Genomic DNA, 12,479 nt, shown 5'->3' with positions numbered 1-12,479 from the left:
TCGCCCAGCGGGTAGTCATGCCACCATGACGACTTCCCGTACGACGCCGCCCGAGGTCACCCCCGGGCGGCGCCGCAGGTGGCGATATGTGGCGGGTCTCCTGGTCCTGGCGGTCCTGCTCGTGGTGGGCGGCCGCCTGGCCTGGACCTGGCTCAACCCGATGGGCGAGCAGGTGATCGACCGCAGCCAGCCGGTGCTGCTCCAGTCCATCAAGGACCTCAGCCGGTTCGAGGCGGCGACGGGCACCTTCCAGGTGGTCGTGGACCTGGAGAAGGACGCGAACTTCCTGCCCGACGCGGTCAAGGGCACCAGGACGCTGTTCGTGGGAGCGGGCGGCGTGGACGCGTACGTCGACTTCTCCGCCATGGCGACGAACGCGGTGACGGTCTCGGAGGATCGCACCCAGGCGACCATACGCCTCCCGCGCGCCCAGCTCGAGAAGCCCAACCTGGACAACAGCCGCTCGTACGTGTTCGCGCAGCAGCGCGGCCTGTTCGACCGGGTGCAGGACTTCCTGTCGGGCTCCCCCGGCGACCAGCGGGAGCTCTACCTGCTCGCGGAGAAGAAGATCACTGAGGCGGCCCTGGCGAGCGACCTGCGCGCCAGGGCCGACGAGAACACCAAGGCGATGCTGTCGGGCATGCTCAAGTCGCTCGGCTTCACGAAGGTCACCGTCAAGTTCACCGACGAACCCTAGACCCCGAAGAGCGCCTGCTCGACGTGGTCGAGCGCCAGGCGCACGGCGCCGAGGGCGACCGACTTCCCGCCCAGCCGCGAGGACCCCAGGCGCACGGGGAAGAGGCAGAGCTCGGCGAGCTCCTCGCGCAGCGGCGCCGCGAGCAGCTCGCCCGCTCCTGACAGCCCGCCCCCAGCACGACCAGCTCAGGGTCCATGGAGAGCACGGCGGCGCCGACACCCTTGGTCAGTCGGAGACGTTCACGATCGAGGCCCGTACGGGCTGGGACGCCTTAGAGGTCGCGCGGATAGGTGCTCCTGACGCGCCGCGGGGTGACAGGTGCCGGTGCTAGTCTGATCAGCATGTCAGGCGCATCGTGCTCGGCCGCTTGTGCGGCAGTGACCAGGACGTCCCGCTAGCGGCGGGACGTTCGACTCTCAGCACCACCCATCCTGGAACGTCCAGCCGCTTCGTGATCAGTCCGGAGCGCCGTTCGTGCTGCTCGGAAACTCTTCAGAGCGACGGAGCACTCGATGCTTTCAGGCATTACTTCTTCCTGCGGGCAAAGCCCGTCTCCCACACGCGCATGGCTCGTACTGTGCGCGATGTCCATGCTGCAGTTCTTCATCGCGGTCGACGTGACCGTGGTCAACATCGCGCTGCCCTCGATCGGCGCGGATCTCGGCGTCGATGGCCAGTCGCTGACCTGGGTAGTGGTCGGCTACACCATCACCGGCGGCGGGCTGCTGATGCTCGGCGGTCGCCTCGGCGACCTGCTGGGCCGCCGCCGCACGCTGCTGGTCGGCACGACCCTGTTCGGTGCGGCATCGCTGCTGGCGGGACTTGCGCCCTCGTTCGCGGTCCTGGTGGCCGCGCGCCTCTTCCAGGGGGCCGGCGAGGCTGTCGCACTGCCGGCGGCGATGGCCACCATCGTGCTGATGTTCCCCGAGGGCCCACGCCGGTCGCGGGCCCTGAGCGTGTGGGCCGCGGTCGCCAGCTGCGGCCTGGTGCTGGGATTCGCCCTCTCCGGAATCATCACCGCCCATCTGGGTTGGCGCTGGATCTTCCTGATCTCGGTGCCGTTCATCCTGGTCGTGATCGTGGCCGCGCTCGTGCTCGTCCGGGCCGACCGTCCCGCTTTCCTTGAACGGGCCCGGCTGGACCTGCCGGGCGCGCTCCTGCTGACTGCGTGCCCGCTGTTGTTCACCTACGCCGCGGTCGAAGCAGGCGAACCCGGAACGAGCGCGTGGGTGAGCCTGGCAGCGCTGGCAGGTGCGGTGCTGGCCGCCGCCGGGTTCGTGCGGGTCGAGTTGCGGTCCTCGAACCCGCTGGTGCCGCTGGCCTTCTTCGCCAACCGTGCCCGGGTGAGGGCGAACCTGACAACGATGCTGCTCAGCGGGGCGTTGTCAACCTCATTCCTGCTGTTCACGTTCTACCTGCAGGACCGTCTCGGGATCGGTCCGCTGGGAGCTGGGCTCACGATGCTGCCGCTGGCTGTTGCGCTGATCGCGGCCTCGGTTCTCGTGCCGCGGCAGCTGGGCCGTTGGGGAGCACGCGCGTGCGTGCTGGCAGGTCTCGGAGCCGCTGCGGGCGCGATGACGATGATCGCGCTCGTGGCAGTCGTGGGTGCCGGGGCGGCGTGGCTGCTTCCGGCGATGCTGCTGATCGCCGCCGGGATGGGCTTCGGGCTGGTGGGGCTGCAGTACATCGCGGTCAGCGGAACGACCGACGAGGACGCCGGGATCGCCTCCGGCGTCCAGCGAGCAGCCGACCAGCTCGGCGGGGCCAGCGGCGTAGCAGTCTACATGGGCATCGGGTTCGCCCCCGCCGTGCACGCCGCAGACCCGTTCCTGATCGCAGCGGTCCTCGCCATCGCCGGGCTGGCCGTCGGTGCCGTGGTCGTCAGCCGCTCCTCGGCCATCACGGAGGTGCGACCGCAGACCGAGTAGGAGACCGCGCCGCCACGCTCTGGCATCCCGGCAGCGGCGTGGCGGCGCGTCCATGCCTACTTGCTCCGCCATCGATCAGCAGGAGCTCACGTGCCCGTACTTCCACCTTCATCACCGATCCCTTGTGGGAGCAATTCCAGGGGCTCCTTCCTGAGCGAACCGTCGCCCACCCGTTGGGCTGCCACAGGCCCCGTATTCCCGACCGGGTCGTCTTCGACAAGCTCCTGGCCCGCCTCGTCCTCGGCGGTACACCCGGAGCTCCTCGCCGAGCGGGGTTGCACCCCGAACATCACTCCGAGAGGAACGTTCCTACCGATCAACCACATTCACCGATGGGTCATCGAGCGGACCAACTCGTGGCATAACCGTGGGTTCGCGACCCTGGCCAAGGTGACCGACCGGCGCAAGGTCGGGCAGAACGCGTGGGTCGCGCCGGCCAGCGCGATCATCATCATCCGCCGCCTGGTACGCCAGTCCTGGCTCCGCTACAGGTGGGGACGAACGCCCGGGCTGGTGCCCCTGACCGACTGCCTATCCGCGCAACCTCTTACTGGCCTCCGCCGAGCGCAAGGCCGGGCGTGAGGTCTCGGACCTGGAGGTGATCAGCGAGAAGGGCGGGAAGGCGACGTTCGCCAGTCCCTGGCATACGGGGCGGCCGACACCGGCAAGGTGACCTTCTCCTTCGGCACCAAGCCCGGCCATACCTACACGATGCACCGGATGCCTTAGACGCCCGTGCGCGGACCTAAGCCCATCGTCTGACCGGGATGTAGGGCATACGCCCGATGTGGCGGGGTGGGCCTTAGAACGAGCCTTAAGAGTGCAGACAACAAGGCAACGCGCACAGGAGCACTCACCATGAACGCCGAACTCGAATATTCCGTGATGCAGTATCACGCGTCCGAACTCCGCCGGGCCGCCGCCGAGCAGCGGCGCGTGCGGGAGGCCGTGAAGGGCCCGCGGTCCGAGCGGCGTCACCGCTCGGTCTTCGCCAGGTTCCGCGCCTCATGACCGCCTACAAGCAGCCCGGCCGCATCCTCCCTCGCGGCCGGGCTGAACAGCCCCCATAAGGGGCGACGCGCAAAGAAGCCCCGGTCCATTCCTGGTAGGACCGGGGCTTCGCGCATGGGAGGTCATACGGTGATGACCATCTTGCCGCGAGCGTGGCGCGTCTCGAGCTCCCTGAAGGCCTCGGGCACGTCGCTCAGCGGGTACGTCCTCTCGACGACCGGCGTGATCTTGCCTCCCCCCGCCAGCTCCGCCAGCGTCCTGAGGTTCTCCTGCTTGGGGAGCGCGAAGATGACCCGTGGATTCTGCCGGGTGAACGGGACGAGCAGCACCGTGCGGAGCAGAAGGTCCATTCCGGCCAGCCACCGGCCGCCGCCTTCGCCGCCGATGATGACGAACGTCCCGCGCGGGGTGAGCGCCCGCCGCAGGTGCGACAGGGACCGGTTGCCCCCGGTGACCAGGATGAGGTCGTAGCGGCGCTTGCCGTCGGCGAAGTCCTCTCGCGTGTAGTCCACGACGTCGTCCGCGCCGATCGACCGTACGAGGTCGACCTTGGACGTGCTGCACACCCCGGTGACCTCCGCGCCGAACACCTTCGCCAGCTGCACCGCGAAGGTCCCCACGCCGCCGCCGGCGCCGATCACCAGGACCCGCTGGCCCGGCCGCACTCTCCCGACGTCGCGCAACGCCTGGAGGGCGGTCATCCCCGAGGTGGGCAGCGCCGCCGCCTGCTCGAACGTGAGGTTGTCCGGGATCCGCGCGAGTCTGTCCTGCGGGGTGCGGGCGAACTCGGCGTAGGCGCCGTTGCACGTGCCGAAGACCCGGTCGCCCGGCTTGAACGCGGTGACGGCGGCGCCGACCGCCTCCACCTCCCCCGCGACGTCGCCGCCGACCCAGGGCGCCTTGGGGGCGCGCAGCCCGGTGGCGACGCGCATGACGTACGGCACGCCGGTCACCATGTGCCAGACGCCCATGTCGACGCCGGCCGCGCGGACGCGTAACAGCACGTCGTCCTCGCCGGGCACGGGCGTCTCCACGTCGGTGAGGGTGAGGACGTCGGCCGAGCCGTACGCGTCCCGAATGATCGCTTTCATTTCTCCTGGTCTCCGTCCGGGTACTGGAACACGTCGTCGAGCGGGACGCCGAAGACCCGCGCGATCTGGAAGGCCATCTCCAGGGACGGCGAGTAGCGGCCCTGCTCGATGGCGATGATGGTCTGCCTTGTGACGCCGACGCGGTCGGCAAGCTCCGCCTGCGTCATCTCGCCGTGCGCGAAGCGCAGGGCGCGGATCGAGTTCGTGACCTTCGTGGACTTCACCATGAGGGCAGCCCGCGACGGTAGGCGATGATCTTGAGTGTGGAGCCGAGGACGGCCTGCAGGACGAACCCCAGGTAGAGCGCGTTGGCGATCCAGAAGTGGTCCAGCTCGGCCATCGCCATGACGAGCGCCGCGATCGCGCCGGCGACGAGGAAGAACTGGCCGGCGTATTCGCCGTAGCGGTGGATGTCCCGGTCGCGCTGGTCCTTCTTGCCGACGTCGGCCGGCGACATCATGCTGACCGCGATGAACAGCACGATCGACGCCACGATGGAGCCGCCGACGCTCCACAGAAGCGGCGCCACGTACGCCACCTCGGTGAGCGGGGCGCTGCCCGCCCTGCCGAGGATGACCGCGAGGTACGCCCCGTACGCGCAGACCGAGACCACCACCATGATCCACGCGCGTTTCTCTTCGGATGCCATGCCTCGAATGTAAAGCAACATGGACACCATGTCTAGAATTTTTTACATCACCCCGGCTGACGGCGAAGGCCCTGCCTCCTCCTTGTGGAGCCCCGCGGCTCCCTGTAGACAGGCGTCATGGAAGAGCGGGAATTCGACATGGTGTTCCGGAGCACCGAGATCGTCGCCGCACCGGGCGAGAGGATTCTCCGCCAGGGCTTGGCGAACCTGTGGCGCGGCATGGACGCCGTGGGCGGCCAGTTGTGGCTGACCAGCAAGTGGCTCGTCTTCCGCTCCCACAGCATGAACTTCCAGGTGGGCGTCTGCGTGTGGCCGCTCGATGAGATCATCTCGGTCACGTCGGTCAACACGCTGCGCATCGTGCCGAACGGCATGAAGGTCGTCCTGAAGGGCGGAGCGGAGGTTCGCTTCGTGGTGAACAGGCGCCGGGCCTGGATAGACGCCATCGCCCAGGCGTGTGCCTGACCAGGAGCGGCTCTGGATCAGGCCCACGCCCGGGCGTAGGGCCTAGCGCTTCGGGACGGTGATGAGGAGGGCGTCGCCCTGGCCGCCGCCGCCGCAGAGGCCGGCTGCGCCCAGACCGCCGCCCCTGCGCTTCAGCTCATGGGCCAGCGTCAGCACGATCCTGGCGCCCGACGCGCCGATCGGGTGGCCCAGGGCGATGCCGCCACCGTTGACGTTCACCTTCTCCAAGGGCACGCCGAGTTCCTTGGCCGACTGCAGGACCACGCTGGCGAACGCCTCGTTGATCTCGATCAGGTCGAGGTCGTCGGCGGTCACGCCCTGCTTGGCCATCGCCTGCTTGATGGCGTTGGCCGGCTGCGACTGCAGCGACGCGTCCGGGCCGGCCACGTTGCCGTGCCTGCCGATCTCCGCCAGCCACTCCAGGCCCAGCTCCTCGGCCTTCGCCTTGGACATGACGACCACGGCGCAGGCGCCGTCGGAGATCTGGGAGGCCGAGCCGGCCGTGATCGTGCCGTCGGCGGCGAAGGCCGGGCGGAGCTTGGCCAGCGTCTCCACGGTGGTGTCGCCGCGTACGCCCTCGTCCTCCTTGACGACCACGGGCTCACCGCGCCGCTGCGGGATCTCCACCGGGACGATCTCGTCGTCGAAGACACCGTTCTTGATCGCGGCGGCGGCGAGCTGGTGGGAGCGGGCCGACAGGGCGTCCTGCTCCTCGCGGCCGATGCCGAGCCTGGCGTTGTAGCGCTCGGTCGACTCCCCCATCGCGCACTGGTCGAAGGCGCAGAACAGGCCGTCGTGGGCCATCGAGTCGATCACGTCGGAGCCGCCGTACTTGACGCCCTTGCGCAGCCCGGGAAGCAGGTGGGGGGCGTTGGTCATGGACTCCATGCCGCCGGCCACCACGATGTCGAACTCGCCGGCCCGGATGAGCTGGTCGGCCAGGGCGATCGCGTCGAGGCCCGACAGGCAGACCTTGTTGATGGTGATGGAGGGCACGGTCATCGGGATGCCGGCCTTGACGGCGGCCTGGCGCGAGGGGATCTGGCCGGCGCCGGCCTGCAGGACCTGGCCCATGATCACGTACTCGACCGCCTCCGGCGCCACTCCGGCCCGCTTCAGCGCGGCCTTGATGGCGATGCCGCCCAGCTCGACGGCCGACTGACCGGACAGGGCTCCCAGCAGCTTGCCGATGGGGGTGCGAGCTCCGGCGACGATGACGGAACCTGACATGACAACGGCCTCCTGTGCTCGCGCGTCGGTACTTTGACACGATACCCACGAGTAGAACGCCGTCCGCTATGGAGGTAGGCCACACATGTTCATGCGGATCGACCACATCGGTATCGCGTGCAGGAACCTCGAAGAGAAGATCGCCTTCTTCTCCGAGACGTTCGAGCTCACCGTCGTGGCCAGGGAGGTCAACGAGGAACAAGGCGTTAAAGAGGCCATGCTGCACATCGCCGACGGCGAAGGCGGGGGCTCCTACATTCAGCTTCTGGAACCTCTCTCCGAAGACTCACCTGTGGGAAAATTCCTCGCCAAGCGCGGCGAAGGCGTTCATCATGTTGCATTCGGTGTACGCGACGTCACCGAAAGCATGGCTAAGATCGGCGAGAAGGGTGTGAGGCTCCTGGACGAGCATCCCAGGCACGGGTCGATGGGCTCGCAGATCGCCTTCCTGCATCCCAAGGATGTGGGGGGAATGCTGACGGAGTTGGTCCAGGCGGCCAAGCCCCTGTAAATCGCCACAAAAGGTTCAAATGTAACTAGTCACGCAGAAACTTGGACGGGGCTTCGCAGCTGGCGGCAGCGGAGTACGCTTGACCTTCCACCGGACATGGAGCCTGCCGCGAGGCACAGGCTCCTGGCTCGGATGCCCCGAACCCCCCGTCCGGCCCGTGTAGCCGTCTCGACAACCCAGGATCGAGCCTCCATGCAGTCCGACATCGACGCCCAGCTCAACAACTTCTTCGAGGACGCCCCAGCACGCGAGTTCGACGTGGTGCTCCGTGGCTACGACCGTCATCAGGTCCACGATCACCTCAAGCAACTCGACCAAGAGCTGCGCCAGGCGCGCGAGCAAGTCGCCAGCCTGCAGCGCGATCTGTCCGACTCCCAGCGGCAGCTGCAGGAGCAGGAGCGCCCGACCTATTCCGGTCTCGGCGCCCGCATCGAGCAGCTGCTCCGCCTCGCCGAGGAGCAGGCCACGGAGCTGGTGCAGGCCGCCAGGTCCGAGGCGAACGAGATCAAGGCCGCCGCCAAGGTCGAGGCCGCCGACGTGCGCGCCGCCGCCGAGGCCGAGGCCGCCGAGAAGCGGGCGCAGGCCACGCGCGAGAGCGACGAGATGCGCACCGCCGCCGAGCGCGACGCCGACGAGATCCGCTCGACCGCTCGCCGCGAGGCCGACGAGCTCACCAACACCACCGAGCGCGAGGTCGCCAAGCTGCGGGCCACGGCCGACCACGAGGTGGCGGAGAAGCGGGCCGACGCCGAGCGCGAGATCGCCAAGCTCCGCACGACCACCGAGCGCGAGGTCGCCCAGCTGCGGGCCTCGACCAAGCGCGAGCGCGACGAGGTGCTGACCACCGCCAAGCGGCAGGCCGACGAGATGCGCGCGCAGGCTCAGCGGGTGCTGGAGGAGTCCGAGGCCAAGCGGGCGCAGGACGAGGCGGAGTTCGAGATCCAGCTGGCCGCCCGCCGCGAGGAGGCCGAGCGCCAGGAGGCCGAGCGTCACGCCACCGCCCAGGCCGCCACGCAGAAGCTGGTCGCCGAGGCCGAGCAGCGCGCCGCCACGGCCGAGTCCCGGGCCACCAAGGCGACCCAGCAGGCCGAGCAGACCCGCCGCGAGGCCGACCTGCACGCCAAGCAGCTCGTCGCCAACGCCCGCAAGAGCGCCGAGACCATCGTGGCCGACGCCAAGTCCAGCGCCGAGACGATCGTCACCGAGGCGAAGAACGAGGCCGAGCGCACCCGCGCGACGATGCAGCGCCAGGTCGACGAGCTCACCCGCCAGCGCGACAGCATCACCAGCCACCTCGCGCAGCTGCGCCAGCTGCTCGGTGGCGCCGCCCTGCCGGGCATGGACCCCGAGCCCGCGGTCACGGCGGCCCCGCCGAAGCCCGCGCTCGCCGCGCCCGCGCCCGCACCCGTGGTCGAGCCGCCCGCCCCGGCCCCGGCCGCGACGCCCGCTCCCAAGGTCGAGGCCAAGGCCGAGGACGACGCGGAGTGGTGGCAGGAGTAGACACCGGCTTCACGGGGGCTGAATGACGGCTGGGAGAGAGCCTGGCGACCGGATGGTCGCTAGGCTCTCTCCTTGTCGTCGGGCGGGTACGCACCGGAGCGCCGCCCGCCGAGTTCGTCGCCGACCATCCTGGGGGTTGCCTTGTCCACAGAAGCCGAGTCCACGGCCGCCGGACGAGATCGGGAGGAGCCGACGACCGAGGCGCGGGAAGAGCCCGGGACCGAGGCGCGGGAAGAGCCCGGGACCGAGGCGCGGGAAGAGCCCGGGACCGAGGCGCGGGAGGAGACGGCGGCCGCGGTCCCGGAGTCCCGGGGCGAGGCGGTGCCGGTCGAGTCCGAGGAGGACTCCGAGACCAGGCCGTACGGATTGCCGGGGAAGCCGCTCGCTCGGGGCCCGTTCCTGTTCGGGCTGGTCGGCGGGCTCGGGGTGCTGACGGCGATCGCGCTCGCGCAGATGGTCGTCAACTCGCTGAGCACGATCATCCTGGTCGTGGTGGCCATGTTCCTGGCCGTCGGCCTCAACCCGGCCGTCGAGGCGTTACAGCGCCGCGGACTGGCCAGGCGGGGCGCGATCTCGATCGTGTTCGCCGGGGTCATCGTGGCGTTCGTGCTGTTCGGCCTGGCAGTGGTGCCGCCGGTGGGCCAGCAGTTGTCGGAGTTCGTCGCGGCGGTGCCGGGGCTGCTCAACGAGCTCAGCAAACATCCGACGGTGCAGCAGCTCGACGCCGAATACAAGATCGTCTCGCAGCTCACGGCGTTCGTGACCGGCACGCTGGGGCCGTCGCTGGCCAGCGGGATCATGGGCGCGGGGCTGGTGGTGCTGGACGGTGTGTTCACCACCGTGACGCTGCTGGTGCTCATGCTCTACTTCCTCGGCTCGCTGCACACGATCAAGGACTACCTGCTCAAGCTCGTCCCGGCCTCGCGCCGGGCGCGCACCGGCGCGATCAGCGAGCAGATCCTCACCGGCATCGGCGGCTACGTCGCGGGCAACGTGCTGATCTCGGTCATCGCGGGCGTGCTGACGTGGATCTTCCTGTCGATCGCCGGCGTCCGGTACGCGCTCGCGCTCGCCCTGGTCGTCGCGCTGACAGACCTGATCCCGCTGGTGGGCGCCACGATCGGCGCGGTGCTGGTGACCGGCGTGGCGCTGCTGCAGTCGCTGCCCGCGGGCCTCGCCTGCGCGATCTTCTTCGTGATCTACCAGCAGGTCGAGAACTACCTCATCTACCCCAGGGTGATGAAGCGCTCGGTGGACGTGACACCCGCCGTGACGGTGATCGCCGCCTTGTTCGGCGGCGCGTTGCTGGGCATCGTCGGCGCGTTGCTGGCCATCCCGGTGGCCGCGGCGATCGCGTTGATCATCCGCGAGGTCGTCATCCCGCGTCAGGCGCGGGTCTGACGCACTCCGCCCAGCTCCGTACGGAGAAACTCGGCCACCGCCGCGTTGAACGCCTCCGGCTGCTCGACCGCGCTCAGGTGGCCGGCCTTCGGGATGATCTCCAGCCGGCCTCCGGGCACGGCGCGCGCCATCGCCTCGGCGTCGGCGGGCGGCGACAGCTCGTCCTCCTCGCCCACGACGACCAGCAGCGGCACCTTCAGCGCGGCGAGCGTGTCGAACGAGTCCGGACGCGCGGCCATGGCCCGCTGCGCCCAGGCGACGGCGCCCGGCGGCGCGGACTGCACCAGCCCTTTGACGCGGCCGAACACCATGGCGCGCCGCTCCTTGGTCGTGGGCCCGATGAGCGCCGGCAGCACCTCGCTGACCAGCACGTCGCTCCCTTCGGACAGCACGGCCTGCGCGATGCGCTCCCTGTTCTCCCTCGCCGGAGCCGGGTCGGGGCCGGCCTTGGTGTCGGCCAGGATGGCGCCGAGCAACCGGTCGGGGTGCCGGCGGCAGAACGCCATGGTGACGTAGCCGCCCATGGACAGCCCGCCGACCACCGCCCTGTCGATGCCCTCGTCGTCGAGCAGCCTGGCGACGTCGTCGGCCATGAGGTCGAGCGACGGTTCGTCCTCGCCCAGCCGGGAGCCGCCGAAGCCGCGCAGGTCGGGGGTGATGACCCGGCACGCCTTGGCCAGCCCTTCCCGCTGGGCCAGCCACATGGCCGACGACAGCGGAAACGCGTGAAGCAGCACAACCGGGAGTCCGGTCCCGGCCGATCTCGTGTAGAGCTGCACGGATCACACGGTAACCCGGTTCCCGGCGACAATCACTCAATGTCGTATGCCGATATACCCCCATAACGCGGACCGCTACTGCGCGCAGTCTTTCTCCGGCGCAATCTCCGACATGCCGGGATCCGTCTTCCTCCGGCGCGCCACTGTCGTCAGCGCCGTCCCGCCGCCACCGCACCGCGCCTTGCCGGGTCCGGTGGCTGGAACGGCTGGCCGGCCTGGGTCAAGACCGCCGCGGCAGACCGCGCGAGCTGAGCGGCACGACAGGGCGGGCGAGCCGGGACGGCATGGCCAGAGGGCGCGGTCAGGTGGCGCGGTCAGGTGGCGGTGGCTCCGCCATCGACGAACAGCACCTGCCCCGTCATGTACGCCGACGCCTCGCTGGCCAGGAACACCGCCGGCTGGGCCATCTCCTCCACGGTCCCCCACCGCCGCATCGGCACGGTGGCGACCGTGGCGGCGTTCGACGCCTCGTCCTCCCACAGGTTGCGGTTGAGCTCGGTGGCCGTCCAGCCGGGGCACAGCGCGTTCACCCGCACCCCGGACAGTGCCCACTCCACGGCGAGCGTCTTGGTGAGCGCCACCAGCCCGGCCTTCGCCGCGGCGTACGGAGCGAGGAAGGGCGCTCCGAGCGCCGCCACCGAGGCCACGTTGATGACCACGCCCGAGCCTCGCCCCAGCAGGTGCGGGGCCACCGCGTGGCAGACGACCATGGCGGAGTCGAGGTTGAGCCGCATGAGCTTGTCCCAGCCGGACAGCCGCAGGTCCTTGAACTCGACGAGGAAGTTCGACCCGCCGGCGTTGTTGACCACGATGTCGAGGTGGCCGAGCCCGTCGACGGCCGCCGCCACGGCGCCGCTGGCGGCGTCGCGGTCGGTGAGGTCGGCGGGGATGACCACGGCGCGCCGCCCCAGGGCCTCGACCTGCTTGCCCACCTCGGCGAGCGCGTCGGCGGATCGGGAGACGAGTGCGACGTCGGCGCCCGCCTCGGCGTACGCGAGTGCGATGGCCCGCCCGATGCCCCTCGACGCCCCCGTGACCAGGGCCTGCTTCCCGCTGAGACCGAACGCGCTCACTGCTGCCTCCTCCGCATCGGAACCGAACAAGATTCTATGGAGAGAGCGCGCGGGAACGCCACCGGGGCGACGGAGCTCCCGCACCGAACGGTGATCTTGGTCGACACCGTTCGGGCAGGAGCTCCGTTTTCTCTTTCGACTAAC

13 protein-coding genes are annotated in these 12,479 nt (G+C 69.8%); 7 read left to right on the top strand and 6 right to left on the bottom strand.

What is annotated here, in order from left to right:
* Positions 1–25 precede the first annotated feature (25 nt).
* From ID574_RS21150 to ID574_RS21135, 3 genes are all read left to right on the top strand, one after another.
* Positions 26–697: a DUF4230 domain-containing protein gene (locus ID574_RS21150; protein WP_188190653.1), complete on the top strand. Its 672-nt coding sequence runs from the start codon at positions 26–28 to the stop codon at positions 695–697.
* Positions 698–1,281: 584 nt separating this feature from the next.
* Positions 1,282–2,625 (top strand): MFS transporter, encoded by a 1,344-nt coding sequence (locus ID574_RS21145; protein ID WP_188190652.1) that lies wholly within the window; start codon positions 1,282–1,284, stop codon positions 2,623–2,625.
* 858 nt (positions 2,626–3,483) lie between these two features.
* Positions 3,484–3,636 carry a hypothetical protein gene (locus ID574_RS21135; RefSeq protein WP_188190651.1) on the top strand — a complete coding sequence of 51 codons (153 nt, stop codon included), beginning with the start codon at positions 3,484–3,486 and terminating at the stop codon, positions 3,634–3,636.
* A 122-nt stretch (positions 3,637–3,758) separates the two neighbouring features.
* On the opposite strand, the gene ID574_RS21130 is transcribed toward ID574_RS21135, so the two are convergent.
* Genes ID574_RS21130 through ID574_RS21120 form a run of 3 tightly spaced genes read right to left on the bottom strand, consistent with a single transcriptional unit; the run spans position 3,759 to position 5,376 of the window.
* A complete protein-coding gene (locus tag ID574_RS21130) occupies positions 3,759–4,727 on the bottom strand; it encodes an NAD(P)-dependent alcohol dehydrogenase (protein WP_188190650.1) in 969 nt (322 codons plus the stop codon).
* Positions 4,724–4,954 carry a helix-turn-helix transcriptional regulator gene (locus ID574_RS21125; RefSeq protein ID WP_188190649.1) on the bottom strand — a complete coding sequence of 77 codons (231 nt, stop codon included), beginning with the start codon at positions 4,952–4,954 and terminating at the stop codon, positions 4,724–4,726. Before ID574_RS21125 ends, ID574_RS21130 begins: the two co-directional genes overlap by 4 nt.
* On the bottom strand, positions 4,948–5,376 hold the full coding sequence (locus ID574_RS21120) for a hypothetical protein (protein WP_188190648.1): 429 nt from the start codon (positions 5,374–5,376) through the stop codon (positions 4,948–4,950). Before ID574_RS21120 ends, ID574_RS21125 begins: the two co-directional genes overlap by 7 nt.
* A 117-nt stretch (positions 5,377–5,493) precedes the next feature.
* Between ID574_RS21120 and ID574_RS21115 the strand changes: the two genes are divergently transcribed.
* The gene (locus ID574_RS21115; protein ID WP_188190647.1) at positions 5,494–5,841 is read left to right on the top strand and encodes a GRAM domain-containing protein; all 348 of its coding nucleotides are present in this window, start codon (positions 5,494–5,496) and stop codon (positions 5,839–5,841) included.
* Positions 5,842–5,883: 42 nt separating this feature from the next.
* Here ID574_RS21115 and ID574_RS21110 read toward each other — a convergent pair whose 3' ends face one another.
* Positions 5,884–7,071, bottom strand: coding sequence for an acetyl-CoA C-acetyltransferase (locus ID574_RS21110; RefSeq protein WP_188190646.1), 1,188 nt, complete (start codon positions 7,069–7,071; stop codon positions 5,884–5,886).
* 85 nt (positions 7,072–7,156) lie between these two features.
* Here ID574_RS21110 and mce point away from each other — a divergent pair, with 85 nt between their 5' ends.
* The 3 genes from mce (at position 7,157) to ID574_RS21095 (ending at position 10,483) form a co-directional block, all read left to right on the top strand.
* Positions 7,157–7,582, top strand: coding sequence for a methylmalonyl-CoA epimerase (gene mce, locus ID574_RS21105; RefSeq protein WP_188190645.1), 426 nt, complete (start codon positions 7,157–7,159; stop codon positions 7,580–7,582).
* 192 nt (positions 7,583–7,774) lie between these two features.
* Positions 7,775–9,082 carry a DivIVA domain-containing protein gene (locus ID574_RS21100; RefSeq protein ID WP_188190644.1) on the top strand — a complete coding sequence of 436 codons (1,308 nt, stop codon included), beginning with the start codon at positions 7,775–7,777 and terminating at the stop codon, positions 9,080–9,082.
* A gap of 141 nt (positions 9,083–9,223) precedes the next feature.
* Positions 9,224–10,483, top strand: coding sequence for an AI-2E family transporter (locus tag ID574_RS21095; protein ID WP_223166917.1), 1,260 nt, complete (start codon positions 9,224–9,226; stop codon positions 10,481–10,483).
* Here the strand turns inward: ID574_RS21095 and ID574_RS21090 are convergent.
* Positions 10,468–11,262, bottom strand: a complete 795-nt coding sequence (locus ID574_RS21090) for an alpha/beta fold hydrolase (protein ID WP_188190643.1) — start codon at positions 11,260–11,262, stop codon at positions 10,468–10,470. The two genes, ID574_RS21095 and ID574_RS21090, sit on opposite strands and share 16 nt — an antisense overlap.
* A gap of 314 nt (positions 11,263–11,576) precedes the next feature.
* A complete protein-coding gene (locus tag ID574_RS21085) occupies positions 11,577–12,335 on the bottom strand; it encodes an SDR family NAD(P)-dependent oxidoreductase (RefSeq protein ID WP_188190642.1) in 759 nt (252 codons plus the stop codon).
* Between the last annotated feature and the right edge of the window lie 144 nt (positions 12,336–12,479).

The sequence above is a fragment of the Nonomuraea sp. SYSU D8015 genome, from assembly GCF_008065375.1.
Lineage (GTDB): Bacteria > Actinomycetota > Actinomycetes > Streptosporangiales > Streptosporangiaceae > Nonomuraea.
Note: the sequence above shows the minus strand (reverse complement) of the source record. Positions and strands in the feature narration are given on the sequence as shown.